This is a genomic window from Micromonospora sp. NBC_01638 (assembly GCF_045209745.1).
GTDB lineage: Bacteria > Actinomycetota > Actinomycetes > Mycobacteriales > Micromonosporaceae > Micromonospora.
Map to the genome: position 1 here is coordinate 3231919 of NZ_CP109273.1, position 21656 is coordinate 3253574.

At 72.2% G+C, this 21656-nt stretch carries 15 protein-coding genes; 8 read left to right on the forward strand and 7 right to left on the reverse strand.

The genetic code is table 11. The annotated features are described in order from the left end of the window. Positions 1–8: 8 nt before the first annotated feature. Together OG811_RS15390 and OG811_RS15395 are read right to left on the reverse strand one after the other, a co-directional pair. Positions 9–4904 carry an SCO7613 C-terminal domain-containing membrane protein gene (locus tag OG811_RS15390; RefSeq protein ID WP_406075102.1) on the reverse strand — a complete coding sequence of 1632 codons (4896 nt, stop codon included), beginning with the start codon at positions 4902–4904 and terminating at the stop codon, positions 9–11. 150 nt (positions 4905–5054) lie between these two features. Next, positions 5055–6482, reverse strand: a complete 1428-nt coding sequence (locus tag OG811_RS15395) for a UDP-glucose dehydrogenase family protein (RefSeq protein WP_406075103.1) — start codon at positions 6480–6482, stop codon at positions 5055–5057. A gap of 250 nt (positions 6483–6732) precedes the next feature. On the opposite strand from OG811_RS15395, the gene OG811_RS15400 reads away from it, so the two are divergent. Together OG811_RS15400 and OG811_RS15405 are read left to right on the forward strand one after the other, a co-directional pair. Continuing rightward, on the forward strand, positions 6733–7896 hold the full coding sequence (locus OG811_RS15400) for an acyl-CoA dehydrogenase family protein (protein WP_406075105.1): 1164 nt from the start codon (positions 6733–6735) through the stop codon (positions 7894–7896). A 679-nt stretch (positions 7897–8575) separates the two neighbouring features. Next, complete coding sequence (locus tag OG811_RS15405; protein ID WP_406075751.1) at positions 8576–9796, forward strand: multidrug effflux MFS transporter; 1221 nt, start codon at positions 8576–8578, stop codon at positions 9794–9796. Between the two features lie 73 nt (positions 9797–9869). On the opposite strand, the gene OG811_RS15410 is transcribed toward OG811_RS15405, so the two are convergent. Further along, a complete protein-coding gene (locus tag OG811_RS15410) occupies positions 9870–10553 on the reverse strand; it encodes a hypothetical protein (RefSeq protein WP_406075107.1) in 684 nt (227 codons plus the stop codon). A 23-nt stretch (positions 10554–10576) separates the two neighbouring features. On the opposite strand from OG811_RS15410, the gene OG811_RS15415 reads away from it, so the two are divergent. Together OG811_RS15415 and OG811_RS15420 are read left to right on the forward strand one after the other, a co-directional pair. Beyond that, complete coding sequence (locus tag OG811_RS15415; protein WP_406075109.1) at positions 10577–11095, forward strand: acyl-CoA thioesterase; 519 nt, start codon at positions 10577–10579, stop codon at positions 11093–11095. 143 nt (positions 11096–11238) lie between these two features. Then, on the forward strand, positions 11239–13245 hold the full coding sequence (locus tag OG811_RS15420) for an acetoacetate--CoA ligase (protein ID WP_406075110.1): 2007 nt from the start codon (positions 11239–11241) through the stop codon (positions 13243–13245). A gap of 182 nt (positions 13246–13427) precedes the next feature. On the opposite strand, the gene OG811_RS15425 is transcribed toward OG811_RS15420, so the two are convergent. After that, positions 13428–14117, reverse strand: coding sequence for a TIGR03089 family protein (locus OG811_RS15425; RefSeq protein WP_406075112.1), 690 nt, complete (start codon positions 14115–14117; stop codon positions 13428–13430). Between the two features lie 150 nt (positions 14118–14267). On the opposite strand from OG811_RS15425, the gene OG811_RS15430 reads away from it, so the two are divergent. Continuing rightward, on the forward strand, positions 14268–15413 hold the full coding sequence (locus tag OG811_RS15430) for a glycosyltransferase family 4 protein (protein ID WP_406075114.1): 1146 nt from the start codon (positions 14268–14270) through the stop codon (positions 15411–15413). A 62-nt stretch (positions 15414–15475) separates the two neighbouring features. After that, entirely contained in the window at positions 15476–16567 is a 1092-nt protein-coding gene (locus OG811_RS15435) for a mannose-1-phosphate guanylyltransferase (RefSeq protein ID WP_406075115.1), read from the forward strand. Here OG811_RS15435 and OG811_RS15440 read toward each other — a convergent pair. Further along, a complete protein-coding gene (locus OG811_RS15440; protein WP_406075116.1) occupies positions 16536–17153 on the reverse strand; it encodes an NUDIX hydrolase in 618 nt (205 codons plus the stop codon). The genes OG811_RS15435 and OG811_RS15440 overlap by 32 nt on opposite strands. Before the next feature lie 536 nt (positions 17154–17689). Here OG811_RS15440 and OG811_RS15445 point away from each other — a divergent pair. Next, a complete protein-coding gene (locus OG811_RS15445) occupies positions 17690–18688 on the forward strand; it encodes an ArsR/SmtB family transcription factor (protein WP_406075117.1) in 999 nt (332 codons plus the stop codon). A gap of 12 nt (positions 18689–18700) precedes the next feature. Here the strand turns inward: OG811_RS15445 and OG811_RS15450 are convergent, their stop codons facing one another. Next, complete coding sequence (locus tag OG811_RS15450; RefSeq protein WP_406075118.1) at positions 18701–19786, reverse strand: coenzyme F420-0:L-glutamate ligase; 1086 nt, start codon at positions 19784–19786, stop codon at positions 18701–18703. Then, positions 19783–20730 carry a 2-phospho-L-lactate transferase gene (gene cofD, locus OG811_RS15455; RefSeq protein WP_406075120.1) on the reverse strand — a complete coding sequence of 316 codons (948 nt, stop codon included), beginning with the start codon at positions 20728–20730 and terminating at the stop codon, positions 19783–19785. Before cofD ends, OG811_RS15450 begins: the two co-directional genes overlap by 4 nt. An 83-nt stretch (positions 20731–20813) precedes the next feature. Between cofD and OG811_RS15460 the strand changes: the two genes are divergently transcribed. Then, a complete protein-coding gene (locus OG811_RS15460) occupies positions 20814–21635 on the forward strand; it encodes an RNA-guided endonuclease TnpB family protein (protein WP_406075122.1) in 822 nt (273 codons plus the stop codon). Positions 21636–21656: the final 21 nt, after the last annotated feature.

Genomic DNA, 21656 nt, shown 5'->3' on the forward strand with positions numbered 1-21656 from the left:
CCACCCTTTTATCTCATGCCGCGGAGCGCGGTCTGTAGGCGTTCCTGGGCGCGGCGGCGGCGCTCGTTGCTCGCACCGAGCACGAGCAGCAGGATGCCCACCGGGATGAGCACCAGCCACGGGCCGAGGCTGAACAGCGCGTGGATCGCGGTGATCGCGGTGACCGACGCACCGACGATCACCGGTGCCTGCTGACGGCTGGACGAGCCGAAGATCAGAACCGCGACCGCCCCGAGCAGCAGCAGCATCTGCCGCAACGTGCTGGACTCGGTGGCCAACACGATGGCCAGCGTCGGCACGAAGGCGGCGACCAGCGCCGGCCCGTACGCCACCCAGCTGCTCATGTCCGGTCGGTGGCGCAGCTCCAAAACTCCGACGAGAAGGGCCAGTGCGGCGAACGGCAGCGTGTACGCCTCAGGCAGCGCCACGTCGGCGACTCGCATCAGGATCCACCACGCGGTGATCTCGCAGACCACCACCGCCCAGAACAGGATCCGGCGTTCCACCGGCCGGCGACCGGACCGGGTCGCGGCCACCCCGAGGACCGCGCCCCAGGCGGCCAGCAGGGCGGCGATGTGCCGGGGTGAGTCGAAGGCGAGGGCGAGGGCGATCAGCGCCGCCGCGTATCCGCTCCACTCCACCGTGGCGGCCTCGCGCTGCGCCTCGGGACGGCGCAACCGGGGCAGGGTCGCGGCGAGCACCTGCAGGACGGCGCCGACGGCCAGCACCCCGAACGCCGACCAGACCGCGTCCAGGCCGGCGACCAGGCCGGCGGTGAGCACGAAGAGCTGCGCCATCAGCGAGGCGAAGAGCCAGCCGAGGATGCGCGCCCGCTGAGTGGTGCCGAACAGCGCCGCCACCGCTCCCACACCGACCGCGCTGCCGAGGGTGAACAGGGTCAGCTGCCGGTCGGCGAGGCTGCCGGCCAGCCCGGCGCTGCCGCCGGTCAACCCGATGACGAACACCAGCACCCGGGCCAGCCGTAGCGAACGGGCCTGCTCGACCAGCGGCGGCGGCGGGGTCAGCGCGAGGCCGAGCATCGCGATGGTGAAGACGGAGAGCGCGGCGACGGTGCTCGCCGGCCAGCCCCTACCCAGCGCGATGGGCGTGATCAGCAGCGTGACGGCGGCACCGGGCAGCACCACCGGTACGGCCCGGGACCGCCGCCCGCCGCTGAACCCCGTGGCGGCCAGCGCCGCGGTCGCGGTGAGCAGCAGCGCGGTCAGCACGTGGGTCGGGTTGACCACGTCCGGGGGTGGGGTGAGCAGCTCCGGCGGCGGCCCCTGCCAGATGCGGGCCAACGTGCGGTGCGGCTCGACCAGGGCGGTGAACAGGGCGGGTGCGATCGAGGCGAGTGCCAGGGCGGTCGGAAGGGCCGCTGCGGCCAGTGCACCCGCGGCGGGGTTGACCCGCCACCGCCGTTGCTCCGGGTCGTCCGGCAGCCGCCGTAGGGCGCCGTCGAGTCGTACCGCCCAGCGCCGGACCGGCTGGGCGGAGCCGGTAGGCGGCACGGTGGCCGCTCGGATCAGCTCGGCCAGCACGCCGAGCAGGCCGGCGGCCGCCGCGTAGACGCCTGCGGCGAGACCGGTGGGGATGGCGGCGAGGGCGCTGATGGTGGCCCCGCCGACCACCGCCACGCTGACCCAGGGCAGATATTGCGGCACCTGCCGGCGGACCGCGGCCACGGCGGCCAGGCCGAGGCTGGACGCGGCCAGCGCGGCGGTCAGCACCACCTGCGCCGAGTGTCCGAATTCGGCGGCCAGCGCTGCTAGCGCACCGGGGAGGGCCAACAGCGCGGCGCCGACCGCCGCACCACCGATCTGCACCAGGTGCGGTGGCATCCCCTCGGTTTCGATGTCGGTCACCTGTGGGCCGGCCAGGACGCGGGCCAGCGTGGCCACCACCACGCCGATCAGCGCGATGCTGCCCAGCGCCAGCGCCGTGGTCCACGGCCGGACCAGGCCGGCTCCGGCGGCGTGCAGCGCGACCACCCCGGCCACCGTGGCCCGGGACAACCCGGCGCGAGCTTCCTCCGTGGCCACTGCCGCCATCCCGTACACGGTGGCGACCATCCCGCCGACCAGGACCGGCGACCACCAGGCCAGATCGAACGCGGCCGGCGCGCCGACCGTGGCGAGCACCACTGCCACGCCGGACACGTCCCACCGCCACGGCGGCGGGAGCAGGATGCCGGCGGCGAGCGCCAACAGCGCCAGCGCGACCGGTGCCTGCCAGGTGGCGCCGCCGACGGGCGCGGCCGGCCAGCCGCTCAGGTCGCCCTTCCAGAGCGGGCCAGGGGTGGCCAGCACGCCGACCCCACCGCGCACCGCCGACCAGCCGGCGAGTACGCCGATGAGGACACCGCCGACGGCGAGGCCGAGGATCGGCCCGCGTCGCCACTCCTCCGGCATGGTGCGTGCGCCCACGGCGACCACCAGGACCAGGGCGGCGGCCATCGCCAACTGCCCACCCGGGGCGAGTACCGCCCCGATCCGCACCAGCGCGGCGATCAGTGCGGTGGTGACCGCCGCGGCGGCCAGGTCCGAGCCGTCGAGGGTGAGGTCGGCGCGACGGCCGGCGTCGATGGACGGAGCCAGGAAGAGCAGCACTGCCGCGACCAGCAGTAGCGCGCCCACCCAGGCGTCGGCGACGGTCGCACCGGGCGCCCCGAACGCGGCGGCGGTGACCATCAGCGCGCCCAGCCCGGTGCCGACCGACAGCGGCGCGGGGATGCGGCGCTGGGAGACCTGGACGACGGCGGCATAGCCGAGGGTCACGCAGACCGCCAGGAAGCTGGCCGCCAGGACCGGAACGGTCGCCTCCCGGAGGCTGGCCGGGGTGGGGGTCGGGTCGCTCGGCACGGTGGCGGCCACGAACGCGGCCACCGCCCCGGGCAGCGCGAACGCGGCACCTCCGGCGGCCCAGGCGGTGACCGTGTCGGAGGCGGCCGAGGCGATCCGGACCCTGGGTGCCAGCGCGACCAGCGTGCCGGCCGCGAACAGGGTGAGCAGGACCGCAGCGGTGAGTGTGGGGCTGGCGAGGCTGGCACCGGCGCCGAACAGGCCGACCACGGCCGCACCGATGGCGTGCGCCACCGCGGCTCGGTCGGTGCGGGCGGAGAGCCCGATGACCCCGATGCCGATCGCGGTGATCACCATCGGCCAGGGTGCTGTCGCCCAGCCGAGACCGAGCGAGGCCGGAACGGCGAGCGCGGTCAGCGCCGCGCCAGCGACCGCGAATTCGCGGCGAATCTCCGTGGGCAGGGCCAGCACCGCCGCGATGGTGAGCAGGAATGCGGCGCCCGCGAGCTGCCAGGTGGTCGGCCCGACCGCGGCGGCCAACTCGCCCGGATACCGGCTGAGGTCGGCATCCCAGGCGGGCAGCGCCGCCCGGACCGGCGCCACCCCGGCGCGTAGCGCGCCTCCCGCGACCACCAGACCGCTGACGGTCAGCGCCACCGCCGAGGCGATCTGCGGGCCGCGTCGGGCCGCCTCGGGGACCGCGCGCACCGCCAGCCCGGTCACCGTGATGACGGCCGCGATCAGCAGCAACGACCGGCCGGGAAGAGCCACCGAGGCGATCCGGCTGAGCGCGCCGATCACGGCCAGGGTGACGATGCCGGCGGCGACGTCGGGCAGCGGCGGGCGACGCAGCACCAGCGCGCCGGCCAGCCCGACCGCGGCGGCCAGCAGCAGCACCGCCCCGGCGCCGGTCGCGGTCGGCACGGTCTGCGCCCGGAGGAGGGCGGTGACCGCGTACGCCAGGGAGACGGCGACCGCCGCCGCGTGCAGCAACCAGGTCAGCTCGCGCAGCCCCGGCACGGGGCGTGTCGGCCGGGTGTCGGCGGACCCCGCGCTGGCGTCGATCAGCTCAGCGGCCTCCTCCGGGTCGCCCTCCGGCCGGCTCTCGGCGTCGCGCTGGCGAGACGCCGACGGAGTGCCCGGCGGTGCCAGGTCCTCCCGGACGGGGCGTTCCACGGCCACACCGGAGCGGACCAGCCAGAGGTTGACGAGGGCGACCAGGGCCAGCACCAGCGCCCAGCCGCCCGGTCCGGTGATGTGGTCGTACGCCAGCAGCGGCAGCACCGGCTGGGCGGCGAGCACGGTGGCGAAGCGGGGTGCGCGCAGGCCCGTCCACCCGGCGTACCCGACTGCGACAGCGGCGGTGACCGCGAAGATCACTCCGGTGAAGACCGTGGCGGAGGCGCTGCCACCGCCGATCCGGTCCACCGCCCAGAGGGCGTTGCCGGCGAGCGGCACCAGCAGCAGGCCGACTGCGGCGATGGTCTCGGCGGTCGAGGTGAGCCCGCGTCGGGCCAGCGCCGGCGGGGCGAGCAGCATCAGCACGGTGGCCAGGAGCAGGATGCCGAGCCGGGCCAGCGCGTCCATCGAGCTGGTCGCCACCGCGGCGAAGACCACCGCCGCCACCCCGAGCAGCAGCGCACCCAGCCCGAGAGGGATGTTCTGCACCTCGCGCGACGAGGCCTCCGGGGGGTGTTCCGGGTTGTCCGCGTCCAGCCAGGTCGCCCTGGGCGGAGGCGGCGGCGGGTCCTCCGGGGCCGGTGGGGTGCCCTGGCGTGGCACCCGGGGCGGCGCTGCGGTGGTGGCGGTCGGTGGCCGCCGAACGGGGCGGCGGCGTAGCACTCGGCGTGGCCGGGTGGCCTGCTTGAGGCGCTCCTCGCTGGCGTGGGCGAGGATGTCCCGCTGGAAGAGTGCGGCCTGCATCTTGGCGGCGATCTGCCGCTGCTCGCGGGCGATGGCGGCGTCGCGCGCCTTCATCTCCGCGATCGAACGCTCGATATCCGAGAGGTGGTCGACCCACTGCGGCTGATCAGCCCCACAGTGCGGACAACGGACGGCCGGCTTGATCTCCCGGCCGCACGAGGAGCATTGAAAGGTCGCCACGACACCCCTCCACCCGCACTGTGGACTCCCACTGTCGCAGCATGCCTAAAGCCGGCGCGGATTTCGACACTTGTCGGCGGGTCCGGGGCAAACAACGACACCGGCCGGCCACCGAGATGCTCGATGGCCGGCCGGCGGAGGTCGTTGTCGTCAGGGGCGGCCCATGCCCCGGTACTCCCAGCCGGCCTGGGTCCACAGTGCCGAGTCAAGGCAGTTGCGGCCGTCGACCACCTTGCGGCCGTTGACCAACTCGCCAAGGGAGACCGGGTCGGCGTTGCGGAAGTCGGCCCACTCGGTGAGGACGCAGACCAGGTCGGCACCCGTGACGGCCTCGTTGATGCCGGGCTCGTAGGTCAACTCCGGGACCGCGCGGCGGGCGTTCTCGGTGCCCTGCGGGTCGTACACGTGCACGTCGGCGCCGGCCTTCTGCAGCAGCGCGGCGACGGCGAGCGCCGGGGCGTCGCGGACGTCGTCGGTGTTGGGCTTGAAGGTGGCGCCCAGCACGGCGATCCGGGTGCCGGAGAAGTCCGGCCCGGCCGGCCCGGTGCGGCGACCGAGCAGGTCCGCGGCGAGCTGGAGCACCCGGGTGCGGCGGCGCAGGTTGATCAGGTCGACCTCGTGCAGGAAGCGCAGCGCCTCGCCGGCGCCCAGCTCCTGCGCCCGGGCCTGGAAGGCTCGGATGTCCTTGGGCAGGCAGGCGCCGCCGAAGCCGAGGCCGGCCTGGAGGAACCGGTTGCCGATCCGCGGGTCGTACCCGATCGCCCGGGCCAGCTGGCTGACGTCGCCGCCGGAGGCCTCGCAGACCTCAGCCATCGCGTTGATGAAGGAGATCTTGGTGGCGAGGAAGGCGTTCGCGGCAACCTTGACCAGCTCGGCGGTCGCGAAGTCGGTGACCACCAGCGGCACCTCGCGGTCCTCGGTGGCGGCCAGGTCGAAGACGCCTTTGTGGGCGGCGTAGAGCATGCCGTTGGCCCACTCGCTCTTGACGCCGACCACGATCCGGTTGGGTCGCAGCACGTCGTCGACGGCGAAGCCCTCCTGGAGGAACTCGGGGCTCCACGCCACCTCGACGCCCAGGTCGTGGGGGGTGTGCTTGCCGACGAGCTGCTCGACCCAGTCGGCGGTGCCGACCGGCACGGTGGACTTGCCGACGATCAGCGCCTTGCGGGTCAGGTGCTGCGCGAGGCTGGTGACCGACGCCTCGACGTACGACAGGTCGGCGCCCATCCCGTCGGCCCGCTGAGGGGTGCCGACGCAGATGAAGTGCACGTCACCGAACTCGGCGGTCTCGGCGATGTCGGTGCTGAACCGGAGACGGCCGGCGGCGAGGTTGCGCCGGAGCAGCTCGTCCAGGCCGGGCTCGTGGATCGGCACCTGACCAGCGTTCAACATCGCGATCTTGTCGGCGTCGACGTCGAACCCGAGCACGTCGTACCCCAGTTCTGCGTAGCAGATGGCGTACGTCGCGCCGAGGTAGCCGGTCCCCAGGAACGTCACCCGCGGCCGGGGTGCGCCCGAGGGCGGTGTCACCGCGGCAATGACGGGAGTCGGCTGGATGGTGGGGTAGGGGATCGTCACGCCTGTCTTCTCCGCTCGCACTGGCGGCGCGTCGTCGCGTCGCATTCTGCTGCGGCGCCTGGACGGGGCACCGGAGGGGTGGCTCACTGGTCTGTTCTCCATCATTGCCCGACGGGTGGGTGCACCCTCATGCCCATACCTACGCGCCGGTAACGTCACCCGAACTGCAGTCGCTAGTCTTCAGTCTGCGCGGTCGGCGGTCAGGAGTCGTCACAGACTGCGCATGATAGCGGTGAAGGGGAGGGCCGACATGGCCGCAGGGGAGTCGTTCGACGTCTACCGGTTGCCCGAGGAGCACCAGGCGATCCGGGAGGCGGTCCGTGAAGTCTGCGCCGCGAAGGTGGCTCCGCACGCCGCCGAGGCCGACGAGACCGGGGAGTTTCCCAAGGCGTCCTACGACGCGCTGCGGGCGGCGGACTTCCACGCCCCGCACATCCCCGAGGAGTACGGCGGCGCGGGCGCGGACGCGCTGGCCACCGCCATCGTGATCGAGGAGGTGGCCCGTGCCTGCGCGTCCTCCTCGCTGATCCCGGCGGTGAACAAACTCGGCACGATGCCGCTGTTATTGTCCGGTTCCGAGGAGATCAAGCGCCGCTACCTGACACCGGTCGCGGCCGGTGGCGCCATGTTCTCGTACTGCCTCTCCGAGCCGGAGGCGGGCAGCGACGCGGCGTCGATGACCACCCGGGCCGTACGTGACGGGGATCACTGGGTGCTCAACGGGGTGAAGCGTTGGATCACCAACGCCGGCGAATCTGAGTTCTACACCGTCTTCGCCGTCACGGAACCGGCTGCCCGGTCCCGGGGCATCTCGGCCTTCGTGGTCGAGAAGTCCGACGCCGGGGTGAGCTTCGGCGCGCCCGAGAAGAAGCTCGGCATCAAGGGCTCGCCCACCCGCGAGGTCTACCTCGACAACGTGCGGATCCCGGCCGACCGGATGATCGGCGCGGAGGGCACCGGCTTCGCCACCGCGATGCAGACCCTGGACCACACCCGGGTCACCATCGCCGCGCAGGCCGTCGGGATCGCGCAGGGCGCGCTCGACTACGCCAAGGGGTACGTGGCCGAGCGCCGGCAATTCGGCAAGGCGGTCGCCGAGTTCCAGGGGATTCAGTTCATGCTCGCCGACATGGGCATGAAGCTGGAGGCGGCCCGGCAGCTCACGTACGCCGCAGCCGGCAAGTCCGAGCGCGGCGACGCGGACCTGACCTACTTCGGCGCGGCAGCCAAGTGCTTCGCCTCGGACGCCGCCATGGAGATCACCACCGATGCGGTGCAGCTGCTCGGTGGCTACGGCTACACCCGCGACTACCCGGTCGAGCGGATGATGCGAGACGCCAAGATCACTCAGATCTACGAGGGCACCAACCAGGTGCAGCGGATCGTCATGGCCCGGCAGCTTTTGAAGGGCTGACCGGGGCGGTTTCCTGCGTCACCGCATAACGCGCCCCCGCGGCAGTGGATCGCTGGTGCGGGGGCGCTACTTCTTGACGTCCGGGATGCTTCTTTCCGATGACCTCCCGGGGTGCCCTGCTGCGCACGGTCCGTGCCGCCCTGGCGGTGGGAGGCTCGGTGGCGGCCGGTCGCGCACTCTGAGGTCGTCCGCCTGGTCGGCGCCGTCACTGGCGCAGCGCCGACGACGCGACGAAGCAATTCACCCTCGTCGAGCTCGTCCAGACTTCGTCTCACGACCGGCAGGACGACGCGTACCGCTGCCCCGGTTTTGTTTTCACCGTGATGCCTGTCATGCCAGAGGGGATTTCGTGTCGGGACCGGGGCGGCGTGACTCCCCACACACCGGGAACGTCGTACGCCTCCTGAACGTTGGCGAGCGAGAGAATCCATCGGGATGCTCGCCTCATCCGGCTATCCCCGCCACGACCCCTACCTCGTCACTTTCTCGCTGTCCAATGTCGGGCACCGCACACCGTGCCCGCCGCATTCGTGGGTGCGATGACGCCCAACACCGCGCGTGACGACGCACCAGCTTCCGCAGAGAGATCGAGATGATGAAGCAGTTGGTCGACAAGACCGGACCCGGCACCCGTGGGGGAGACCCGAGTACGACCGAGGAATCGTTGCCCGGTGACCTGATGACCAACCGTCAGCGGTTTCAACTCGTCCTCGTTCTGGGCGCGATGATCGCGATCGGGCCGTTGACCATCGACATGTACCTGCCCGCGCTGCCCGCCATCACGGCGGGTCTCCAGACCACCGAGACCGCGGTGCAGTTGACGCTGACCGGCACGCTGGTCGGCCTCGCGTTGGGTCAGCTGCTGATCGGGCCGCTCTCCGACGTGGTCGGGCGGCGTCTGCCGCTGCTGGCCGGACTGGCCGCGCACATCGTGGCATCCGTGCTCTGCGTATTCGCGCCCAACATCGAGGTGCTCGGCGCGCTGCGCGTCCTGCAGGGGCTCGGCGTCGCGGCCGCCACTGTGGTCGCGACAGCCGTCGTCCGAGACCTGTTCAGCGGTGCCTCCTTCGCCCGGATCTTCTCCCGCCTGATGCTCGTCATGGGCCTGGCGCCCATCCTCGCGCCGACCCTGGGCAGCGGCGTGCTGCGCTGGACCGAGTGGCGGGGCGTCTTCGCGGCGCTGGCGGTGCTGGGCGCGCTGCTGATCGTCGTGGCCGCGTTCCGGTTGCCGGAGACCCTGCCGGTGGCTCGCCGCCGGCAGGGCGGGGTGAGGGCGACCTTGCGCGACTACCGGCGGTTGTTCAACGACCGGACCTTCATCGGTCTGGTGTTGGTCGCCGGGCTGGCCATGGCCGCCCTGTTCGCGTACGTCTCGGGGTCGTCCTTCGTGCTGCAGGACCAGTACGGCCTCAACGAGCAGGAGTTCGGGCTGGCCTTCGGTGCGGGCTCGATCGGCCTGATCGCGGCCACCCAGTTCAACGTCCGGCTGCTACGCCGCTACACCCCGCAACAGATCCTGGTCAGTGCCCTGATCGCCGGAACGGCGGCCGGGCTCCTGCTGGTCATGTTCGCCGCGACCGGTTTCGGTGGCCTGGGCGCCCTGCTGGCGTCACTGTGGCTGGTCCTGGCCGCGGCGGGCCTGGCCATGCCGAACGCTCCGGCGCTGGCCATGAGCCGGCACAGCGAGGCCGCTGGCACCGCCGCGGCCCTGCTCGGTGCCGTGCAGTTCGGCATCGGCGCGGTGTCCGCACCCCTGGTGGGGTTGCTGGGCACCGGGAGCGTACCGATGGCGATCGTCATCGCGGGCGGCATGGCCGCCGCGCTGGCGGTCATGCTCCTCGTCGTTCCCCGCGCCAGCCTCGGCACGGTCGACCCGGACCTGGCGGTCGCCCCGCACTAGCACCTGCGTCAAGGCCCCCTGTCGAGCCAGGCCCTGACAGGGGGCGGGCCGGTCGCCCGGCCCGCCCCGACGATCAGCGGGCCTCGGTGGTGTCCTCGGGGCGCGGCTGGCCGCGCGGTGGGGCCGACCAGGGCGACTCGCCACCCACCCGGCGGGGCAGCGGCTCGGTCGGTGTCGAATCGTCCGGGTAACCCAGAGTGAGGGGCGCGTTGTCGCGCTCCGCGGGTGCGGGGGACGGCCAGTCGGTCAGCGTGAAGTCGTCGTTGCCGGGGCCCCGCTCAGGCGCGGGGACCGGCGCGGTGGCCGGCGCGGTGGCCGGCGCGGTCGCCGGGCTCGGCCACTGCCGCCAACGCTGCACGCTGGAGGTCGCCATCAGCAGCAGCAGGCCGATCAGGAAGAGCGTGCCGTTCTCCACGGGCAGACGCAGCGGCAGCGGATCGCCGAGCACCTTCCACCCGTGCGGGATCGCGTCCCGCACCGCGAAGGGCGCCACGAACATCCCGACGTACGGGATGACCAGCAGCAACCCAGCCACCAGCGGGCCCAGCGGCGAGAAGCGCAGCGTGCCGAGCAGGCCCAGCAGGACACCGCCGACACCGAGGTAAACGGCTGGCTCGATCAGGTTGGCGGTGTTGAACGTGCCGGTCTCCACCCAGCGGTCGACCGTCCGGCTCGACCCGTCCTGCCCCAGTGTGACCAGCACCCAGGTGATGGGCGCCACCACCAGCCCGGCGAGGAAGCTCCAGAGATGTCGCATCCGCGCACCGTACCGTTTTCGTCATGACTGAGCACCTCTCCGCCCCTCCGATCGGCAAGCCGACGTCGTACTCACGCGTCACGCTGAGCAAGATCATGACCGCTGTGGACGTGAACCTCTACGGCACCGTGCACGGCGGGGTTCTGATGAAGTTCGTCGACGACGTGGCCGGTGCCGCTGCTGCCCGACACAGCGGCGGAACGGCGGTGACCGCCGCGATCGACGAGATCGTTTTCTCCGAGGCCGTCCGGGTCGGCGACCTCGTGCACGCGCACGCGCAGGTGAACTGGACCGGCCAGACCTCCATGGAGGTGGGCGTGCGGGTGGTCGCCGAGCGATGGGACTCGGCCGAGGACGCGCCGGTCCGGGTGGCCACCGCGTACCTGGTCTTCGTCGGGGTGGACGTGGGTGGGGCGCCGCGGGTGGTCCGCCCGGTGCTGCCGGAGAGCGCGGAGGACGAGCGCCGGTACAGGGAGGCGGAGATCCGTCGTGCGCACCGCCTTGCCCGCCGCCGCGCCATCCAGGCCCACCGCGCCGGCTGACCCACATGAGGTGGCGGGGTGGAGTGTGGGGCGGGCACGCGTCGGTTGGCGTACCCGGTGCGCAGAATGGCGCTTCGAGGTAGGGCAAGATGGCGCCACGGCCCATTCACAGTGTCGTGCCGGGCCAGGGGGAGGGTGGGACAGTGGGTGACATGCTGTGGGCGCCGCCGGCAGACGTACGTGAGCGGTCCCGGATCGGCGGCTATCTGCGCTGGCTGCGGGAGCACCGCGGGCTCGACTTCGCCGACTACGACGCGCTGTGGCGCTGGTCCACCACCGATCTGGACGGGTTCTGGCGCTCGATCTGGGACCACTTCGAGGTCGTCGCGCACACCCCGCCGACCGCCACTCTGGCCGAGCGGGGGATGCCCGGTGCTCGCTGGTTCCCCGGGGCCACACTCAACTACGCGGAGAACGTGCTGCGGATGCCGGGGCGTCTCGACGACGACCCGGTGGTGATCGCGCACGGGCAGACGCGACCACCGGTCACGCTGACCGCCGGGGAGCTTCGCGAGCAGGTCCGCCGCGTGTCGGCCGGGCTGCGCCGGCTCGGCGTCACCGTCGGTGACCGGGTGGCGGCGTACGCCCCGAACATCGGCGAGACGTACGTCCTGTTGCTGGCCACCGCCAGCCTGGGCGCGACCTTCTCGTCCTGCGCGCCCGAGTTCGGCACCCGCAGTGTCACCGACCGGTGGCAGCAGATCGAGCCGACCGTGCTGGTCGCCGTGGACGGCTACCGGTACGGCGACAAGCCGGTGGACCGGCGCGCCGAGGTCGCCGCGATCCGGGCCGCGCTGCCGTCGCTGCGGCACACCGTCAGCATCGCGTACCTGGACCCGACGGCCGCACCGGAGGGTGCGCTGGGCTGGGCCGAGCTGGCCGCGCCCACCGACGAACCGTTGACGTTCACGCCGGTGCCGTTCGACCACCCGCTGTACGTGCTCTACTCCTCGGGCACCACCGGGCTGCCCAAGCCGATCGTGCACGGCCACGGCGGCATCCTGCTGGAGCACCTGAAGATGCTCGCCCTGCACCACGACCTGGGCCCGGCCGACCGGTTCTTCTGGTTCACCACCACCGGCTGGATGATGTGGAACTTCCTGGTCTCCGGTCCGGCGGTGGGCGCGACCATCGTGCTCTTCGACGGCAACCCGGCGGTTCGGGCGGAGCCCGGCCGGCCGGCTGAGCCGGACCTGGGCGAGCTGTGGCGGCTTGCGGCGGAGACCGGCACGACATACTTCGGCACCTCCGCGCCGTTCCTGCTGGCCTGCCGCAAGGCCGGGCTGGTGCCCCGCGACGTCGCCGACCTGTCGGCGCTGCGCGGCGTGGGTTCCACCGGTGCGCCGCTGCCCGCCGAGGGCTACCACTGGGTGTACGAGACCGTCGGTGACCGTCTCCAACTCCAGTCGCTCTCCGGCGGCACCGATGTGTGCACCGGTTTCGTCGGTGGGGTGCCGCTGCTGCCGGTGTACGCCGGTGAGATCGCCTGCCGGGCGCTGGGCGCGAAGGTGGAGGCCCGCTCCGCCGACGGCACCCCGGTCATCGGCGAGCTGGGCGAGCTGGTGATCACCGAGCCGATGCCGAGCATGCCGGTGGGCTTCTGGAACGACCCGGACGGCACCCGCTACGCCGAGGCGTACTTCGACGTCTACCCGGGTGTCTGGCGGCACGGCGACTGGATCACCATCAACGAGCGGGGCGGCTGCGTGATCACCGGACGCTCTGACGCCACGCTCAACCGTGGTGGCGTGCGGCTGGGTACTGCCGAGTTCTACTCGGTGGTCGAGGGGCTGGACGAGGTGCTCGACTCGGTCGTCGTGCACCTGGAGGACGACGAGGGCGGTGCCGGTGAGCTGCTGCTCTTCGTGGTGCTGACCGAGGGGCTGGAGTTGGACGACCCGATGCGCGCCAAGATCTGCCGCGAACTGCGGACCGCGCTCTCGCCCCGGCACGTGCCCGACGAGATCCACCAGGTGCGCTCGGTGCCCCGCACCCTGTCGGCGAAGAAGCTGGAGGTGCCGGTCAAGAAGATCCTCACGGGCACCCCGGTCGACCAGGCCGCAGCCAAGGGTGCCCTGGCCAACCCTGAATCCCTGACGGCCTTCGCCACCCTCGCCCAGCGCCGAGCCACCAACAACACTCCCGCCTAACTCGCCGCCCCGCCCCGCCCCGCCCCGCCGCCCCCGCCCCGCCGCCCGCCGCCCCCGCCGCCCCGTCGATCTAGGGCATATCGTCGTCGGATGATCTCTGATCACAGCGATATGCCCTAGATCGACGAGAGCAGGGGGCGGGGGCGCGGGGCAGGGGCGCGGGGTAGGGGGGCGGGCGGGGGTCACTGGAGGGTGTGGGTGGCCTTTTCCGTGGTTAGGCGGGTGGTCAGGCGGGCTGGGTCGAGGTTGGCGCAGAGGACCACGGTGGCGGCCTGGGTCAGGGGGGCCAGGAGCCAGTCGACCGGGTCGGGGTGCCGGGCGGCGTCGATGAGGACCCGGGCGCCGGGACGGATGCCCAGCTCAGCGGCACGGGCCTCGGCGCGGGCCAGCAGGCGCTCGTCGGTGGGGCCCGGCCCGGGTTGCGGGGTGAAATGGTCGCCGTGCCGGCGTACCTCGACCACGTAGTCGGCGAACCCGGGTGGCACCTGCCGTAACGGGGCGGCGAGCGGGGCCAACCCCAGGGCGTACCGCTCGTCGGCCGGCCAGGACTGCGCCTCGTCCAGCCGGTCGACGGCGGCGAAGAGCACATCCACGTCGCCCGGAGTCTCGGTGACGCTCAGCTTGGCCGACCAGCAGCCCAGCAGCACCGCAGCGGTCTGCCAGTGTGGTGGCAGCAGCACGCCGGCCGGGGTGCCCGGGGCAAGCCCGACCTCGTCGACGAGAAGGTTGGCGGTCTTCGCCACCCAGTTCGCCAATGTGGCGCCGGAAAGCTCGGTGCGGTCGCCACTGGCATCGTCGTACCAGGTGAGCAACGGTCGGGTCGGGTCGGTCGCGATCGCATCGGCGAATACGCGGGCAATGTTGTCGGCCATCGGCGCGAACGATACGCCCCTGCGGGCCGTACTCAATGACGATGACAAGTCGGCGTACCGTCGGGTCGCAGTCAGCGTCGGCCCCGCGCCCCGGCGTAGGCTTGACCCCGGAGTGTTTTTTCCCACAGACCTTGTGCAAGGAGTCGCCCCGTGACCGCCGGTCGCCCGCCCCGCGTGCTCATCGACGCCACGAGTGTCCCCGCCGACCGTGGTGGCGTCGGTCGATACGTCGACGGTCTGCTCGGTGCCCTCGGCAAGGTGTGCGGGTCGGGGGTGGACTTGGCGGTGGTCAGCCTCCGCACCGACCTGGAGCGTTACACCCGGATGCTGCCCGGCGCGGAGATCATTCCCGCCCCGGCCGCCGTGGCGCACCGCCCGGCCCGGCTCGCGTGGGAGCAGACCGGCCTGCCGCTGCTCGCCCAGCAGGTGGGCGCACATGTGCTGCACTCGCCCTTCTACACCTGCCCGCTGCGGGCCGGGTGCCCGGTCACGGTCACCGTGCACGACGCGACGTTCTTCACCGAGCCGGAGCACTACGACAAGTCCCGCCGCACGTTCTTTCGCAGCGCCATCAAGACCTCGCTGCGCCGCGCCAACCGGGTGATCGTGCCCAGCAAGGCCACCCGGGATGAGCTGATCCGGCTGCTCGACGCCGACCCGACGCGGATCGACGTGGCCTACCACGGTGTCGACCAGGCTGCCTTCCACGCCCCCACTGAGGAGGAGAAGGCCCGCGTACGAGCCCGGCTGGGGTTGGGCAACAGCAGCTACGTCGCCTTCCTCGGTGCCAAGGAGCCGCGTAAGAACGTGCCCAACCTGATCCGTGGTTGGGCACGCGCGGTGGCCGACCGGGTTGACCCGCCGGCTCTGGTGATCGCCGGCGGGCAGGGGCACGACGACGACATCGACCGGGCGGTGGCCGAAGTCCCGTCGCACCTGCGTCTGCTGCGCCCCGGCTACCTGCGCTACGCCGACCTGCCTGGTTTCCTCGGTGGCGCACTTGTCGCCGCCTATCCGTCCTACGGCGAGGGGTTCGGGCTGCCGATCCTGGAGGCGATGGCGTGCGCCGCCCCGGTGCTGACCACGCCCCGGCTCTCGCTGCCTGAGGTGGGCGGCGACGCGGTCGCCTACACCTCCGAGGACCCGGAGCAGATCGGCATCGACCTGGCTGCCCTGCTCGACGACGAGCAGCGGCGGCTGTCGCTGGCGAAGGCTGGGTTCGACCGGGCCAAGGAGTTCACCTGGGAGTCCAGCGCCGAGGTGCACATCGCCGCCTGGAGTCGCGCCAGTTCGTGACCCTCCCGGTCGCTGTGGTGACCCTTGCCACTCGGGGCAGGTTCGTCGGGCATGATGTGCGGATGCTCTATGCGGTCATTCCGGCAGGTGGCAGCGGCACAAGGTTGTGGCCGTTGTCCCGCGCCGGCCATCCCAAGTTCCTGCACCCGCTGACCGGCACCAGTGCCTCGCTGCTCCAGGCGACCGTGGAACGGCTCGCGCCGCTGACCACACCGGATCGGACCCTTGTGGTCACCGGTGCCGCGCACGTCGCGGCGGTGGCTCGGCAGCTGACCGGTCTGCCGGAGGAGAACATCCTGGTCGAGCCCTCCCCCCGGGATTCCTGCGCGGCGATCGCGTTGGCCGCCGCGGTGATCGCGGTGCGGGACCCGGACGCGGTGATGGGCAGCTTCGCGGCCGATCACCTGATCCGCGACCCGGAGAGCTGGGTCCGCACGGTCCAGGAGGCGGTCCGCGGGGCCGAGCAGGGCATGTTGATGACCGTCGGGATCACCCCGACCCGGGCCGAGACCGGCTACGGCTACCTGGAGACCGGCGAGGAGACCGAGGTTTCGCCGTGGCGGCCGGTGGCCGAGTTCAAGGAGAAGCCGGGCGCCGAGGTCGCCGAGGCGTACGTGCGTTCGGGCCGGCACCTGTGGAACGCGAGCATGTTCGTCTGGCGGGTGGACGTCTTCCTCGCCGAGTTGGCCCGCCAGCAACCGGCGCTGCACGCCGGCGTCGCCTCGATCGCCGCCGCCTGGGGCACTCCCGAGCAGGACGAGATCCTCGGCGCGATCTGGCCGACCCTGCCGAAGATCTCCGTCGACTACGCGGTGATGGAGGGCGCGGCCACTGCGGGTCGTGTGGCGACCGTGCCGGGCGACTTCGGCTGGAACGATGTCGGTGACTTCCATACTCTGGGCGACGTGCTGCCGGCCGACGACGCGGGCAACGTGGTGCTCGGCACCGACGCCAAGCCGGGTGTGCTGCTCCAGGACAGCACCAATCTGGTGGTGGTGCCGCAGTCCGGTCGGTTGGTGGCCGTCCTCGGGTTGCGTGACCTGATCGTGGTGGACACCCCGGACGCGGTGCTGGTCTGCCCGCGCGACCGGGCCCAGGACGTCAAGACCCTGGTCGACGAGCTCAAACGGCGGGGCGAAGAGGGCTACGTCTGAGGGCTGCGAGGGCCGGCGCGACAAGTTGCACGGTCCCGCCGGCCAGCGGCTCGGGCAGTTGGTCCGGCAGGAACCAGCCCAACTCCTCGGCCTCGTCGCTGACCTGCTCCACCGCTCCGGGCGGGGCGAGCACGGCGAACCGGATGTCGTGGTGCAGGGAGCCGCCCTGACACTGCACCGGGTGTATGTCCACGTCGATCGGCACCGGGTCGATGCGCAGGCCGGCGATCCCGGACTCCTCGGTGGCCTCGCGGAGCGCGGCGGCCACCAGGGTCTGATCGGTCGGTTCGCAGTGCCCGCCGAGCTGCACCCAGCGCCCGAACTTGCCGTGCAGGCAGAGCAGCATCCGCGCCCCGGTGGCGTCCAGCACCAGCGCGCTCGCGGTGAGGTGCCCCGGGCGGTGCTGCCGGCTCATCGTGACCGGGCCGGTGTCGAGCAGGCGGAGGGTCCGGTCCCGCGCGACGGCTGCGTCGGGGCTGGTGGGCTGCCAGCCCTCAAGCAGCGCCGTCGTGTCGGCGTGCAGCGCCGCGTACGCCTCGGGGTCGGTCGTGTGGGCGGTCGGTCCGGTGATCGCGGTGTCAGGCACCCCGTCACTGTACGAGCGTGTGCTCCGTACGCTGGCTCGGTGGCTCGTCGAATTCGTGGTGGCCGGCAACGCGGCCAGCGATCTGCTGCCGGTGCGGTCGGAGGCGCTGCTGCGCGCGTACGGCGCCCGGCGGGGCTTCTGGACGGTGCTGCGGTGGGGCGTTGCCTGGCCCTGTTCCACGACGTCGGGGGGCTGGCCGAGTTGGACGGACGACCGTTCTGCGTCACGGACGAGGACCAACGGGTCGCGCTCTGGGGCGGCTGAGCCGGGCGGGGTGACCGGACGGCACCTCTGCGGAGCAAGGGCCGCAGACCCTCGTGGTGCCGTCCGATCACCGGGGCCTCCCCGGTCCCGGTGCCCTCGGGCCGGGGCGTCAAGGACGCGCCGGCACCGCGTTCGGGCCACTGGAAGCATGCCGAACCGACCCCGGCGACGTCGAGGTTTTTCAGTCCAGGCTTAAAGATGGAGATTAGTGCCGGCCAGGTAGAGTCGAACGGTCTTTCGGCATCCCCCTGCCGGCGACACGGGAGCGCTCCATGCTGAAGATCCACTTTTCTGGGGAGGACATCCTCCGGACCCGGGTGGCGCCGGCGGCGAACCCGGTCTGGGAGTTGGTCCTCAGCCTGCACGCGCTGCAGGGCGGCAACCGCGATCCACTGACCGCGAACTGGCGGCGCACCGTGTCCCGTGAGTTGCGTCAGAACGTCGCCTCCGAGCAACTCCGGTTGCTCTTCGCGCTGAACCCGCCGCGCGGCTACTTCCCCGACTTCCTGACCCCGTACGCCAGCGTCGACGGCTTCGAGGCCGGGCTGGACGCGCTCCGCCGTACCCCCACCGAGTTGCTGCGCCGGGACCTGACCGTGCTGGCGACCGAAAATCAGCTGCCCTCCTCGGCCGCCGCGCTGGCCCGGGGCGAGGTGGCGGTGCTGCACCACCTCGCCGAGTCGATGGAGCAGTACCGGTCGCTGGCGATCAGCCCGTACTGGAGCAGGATCCAGGCCGCGGTGGGGGCGGACCGGGCTCGCCGGGCCCGGGCGCTGCTCGACGGCGGTGTCGAGGGCCTGCTCACCAGCCTCCGGCCGGCGATGCGCTGGGAGGGCGGCGTGCTCGAGGTCCGCCACTACCCGCACAACCGGGAGCTGCACCTGGACGGCCGGGGGTTGCTGCTGGTGCCGTCGTACTTCTGCGCGAACACCCCGGTCGCCCTGCTCGATCCGGCGTTGCCACCGGTGCTGGTCTACCCGGTGGACCGGCTGGGCGGGCTGGCGTCGATCGACGGCAGCGCAGCGGTCCCGTCAGGTGCTGCCCGCGACTCCCTTGCGGCGCTGCTCGGCCGCACCAGGGCGGCGGTGTTGCAGGCCAGCGACGAGGGCTGCACCACCGGTGAGGTCGCCCGCCAGCTCAACATCTCGCCGGCGGCGGCGAGCCAGCACGCCACCGTGCTGCGCAACGCCGGCCTGCTGGTCAGCCACCGGGAGCGCAACAGCGTGCTGCACACGTTGACTCCGCTCGGCCGGGCCATGCTGGACGCGTGACCCGGCCACCTGTCACAGGGCGAGCGCGGCGCTCGCCGGGCTGCCCGGCGGTGGTGGCAACAGGGTCGACCCGACACCCTCGGCGGCCAGGGCGACGCGCAGTCGGTGCAGGTCGGCGCCGAAACGGACCAGTCCGATCGGCTCGACTGGCGTCGGGGCGAAGCCGAGCACCAGGGTGGCGCCGTCCGGCCACCCGGGCATCTCGGCGACCAGGCCGACGCGTACCTCCGTTTCGTCGACCAGGGTGAAGACCGTGCCGGGGGCGACCACCCCGGCGACCGCGTCGATCGCCCGTCGCACCGCGGTCAGGTCGGCGGGCGTCGGGCCGGGACCGTCGGCCAGGGTGGCGGCGTCGGACAGCCCGGCGGCGCGGGCCTCGGCGGTACCGAGCGAGAAGAGGTCCTGTGCGGCGTCGCGGATCAGCGCCCGCGCGCCACCGGCGTCGTCCGGCCTGGTGGCGGAGAGGTAGCCCCGCACCACCGCGACGGGGACCTGATCGCACTTGCCCTTGATCAGCTCGCCGGCACCCGCCAGCTCGTCCACCACCGCCATCTGGGTCAACTGCAACTCGTTGCCGTACGGATCGACCTCGCCCCGGTGGTCACGGATGGCTGGCATGCCGGCCACGCCCAGCGCCACGTCGGTGAGCCCGTTGCGCCAGGGCCGGCCCATGGTGTCGCTGATGATCACGGCGACGTCCAGGCCGTAGTGCTCGCTCAGCGCGTCGCGCAGCGCCCGTGCCGAGGCGTCCGGGTCGACCGGCAGCAGCACCAGCTGAGTCTTGTCCACGTTCGACGCGTCGATCCCCGCGGCGGCCATCACGAAGCCGTGATGGGTCTGCACGATCCGGGTCGCCCCTCGGCTGGCGACCACCCGGGCGGTCTCCTCGGCCAGGACCTCGTCCCGTGCGACCAGTCGCTCAGGTCCGTCCGCCGGGACATCGACCAGCCTCCCCTCCGCTTTGGAGACAATCTTGCTGGTCACCACCAGGACGTCACCGTTGCGCAGCCACGGCGCGGCGGTCGCGATCACCGCCGCCAGGTCGTCACCCTCGGTCACGTGGCCGATGCCCAGCACCGGCAGGATCTCCAGCCTCACGTCAACTCCACCGCGGCGCGGACCATGGCCGCTGTCGCCGCCTCGTCGGTCATCCGCAGCGGCACCGCGCGGACCGTCACCCCCGGCACCACCGTGCCGGCGTCCTCCACGGCCACCAGCCAGCCGTCCAGAAGACCGCCGTCCGTCCGGCCACCGTAGAGGCGGCCCACCCCGGCGGCGCTGCACTCGGCACCGAGCACGGCGAGGCAGCGGTCGGCCATTCCCCGCACGGGTGCGCCGCCGATGATCGGTGAGACGCCCACCACCGGCGCCGGGCCGTCGGTCACCGCCTCGCGCAGCCCAGGTACGGCCAGCACCGGCGCGACGCTCACCACCGGGTTGCTGGGTGCGACAAGCACCAGGTCAGCTGAACCGATCGCGTCCAGCACACCGGGTGCCGGCTTCGCCGTCTCCGCGCCGACGAAGACGAAGCGGTGGGTGAGGATGTCGGCCCGGTACCGCACCCACCACTCCTGGAAGTGGATCGCCCGCTGACCCTGGTCGTCCTCCACCACAGCGTGTGTTTCCAGCCGGTCGTCGGTGGCCGGCACAAGACGTACGCCCGGCTCCCAGCGAGCGGCCAGCGCTTCGGTGACCGCGCTCAACGGGTAACCACCGTTGAGCATGGTGCTCCGCACCAGGTGAGTGGCGATGTCCTTGTCACCGAGGCCGAACCAGGTCGGCTGCGCCCCGTACGCGGCCAGCTCCTCCTTGACCGTCCAGCTCTCGCCGACTCGACCCCAGCCCCGCTCCGGGTCGGCGCCGCCGCCGAGCGTGTACATGACGCTGTCCAGGTCGGGGCAGATCTTCAACCCGTGCAGCCACAGGTCGTCGCCGACGTTCACCACGGCGGTCACCTCCGCGCCGACGTCGCGGGCGTACGCCCGGACGCCGAGCAGGAACCGGGCGCCGCCGATGCCGCCGGCCAGAACCACAATGCGCATGTCGACCATCCTCGCGCACGTGACGCCTCCGGTCCGCCGGTGGCCCCGGAGCAGTGATTCTAGGCTTGATTTCTTGACCGAAAATGGCTACAAGTGGGCGTAATGAGCAGCGTTTACCGGATCGGGGAGTTCGCCAACCGGGTGGTGAGGCGACGATCGGCGTGGACAAGGGCTACACGGAGGCGCTGACCGACTCCGACGGCAACTACCACGGCGCAGGTCTCGGTCAGTTGTTGACCACAGAGTCCGACCGCCTCAAGGAACGGAACCGCCGCCGTGCGAGATTGCGGTCAGTCGCCAACACCGCCGCCCAGCGTGGCAACCACGCCAAAGCTGATCGGATTGCCCGCAACAACCTGGGCGCGATCAAGCGTGACCGGCAGGCCGGCCGTCACCAGGCGCGGGTGCGCACGGAGATCTTTACCGCCGTGCATCAGGTGGTGGACAAGGCTGCCGTCGTGGTGGCCGAAGACCTCACCAAGACGCTCGCCGGGCGCAAACCGCTCGACAGGAACACCAATCGGCGTCTCGCCGCGTGGACCAAGGGAGTCACCGCGCAGGCGCTGAAGAATGTGTCGGAGCGCAGAGGTTCTGCGCTCGTGCACGTCAACGCCGCCTACACCTCACAAGTCTGTCACCGCTGCGGCTGCCTCGGCCGCCGCGCCGGGGACCGGCTTCACTGCACCTCGTGCAGGGTGGTGTGGCAGGCCGACGTGAACGCCGCGATCAACGTCCTGCGACGACATGGTGATCCCGACATCACCCTGCACACCCCGCACTTCGTGGTGAAGCAGCTCGTGCAGGCGCGGGCCGATCGCCATCGGAGCAGACTGCCGCTCCCGGACTCCAGCCCGGCCCGCCGGGCGGAGAGCGAATCATCCGAAGCGCTCAGCAATGAGCGATGACAAGGAAGCAGACTAGGCTCA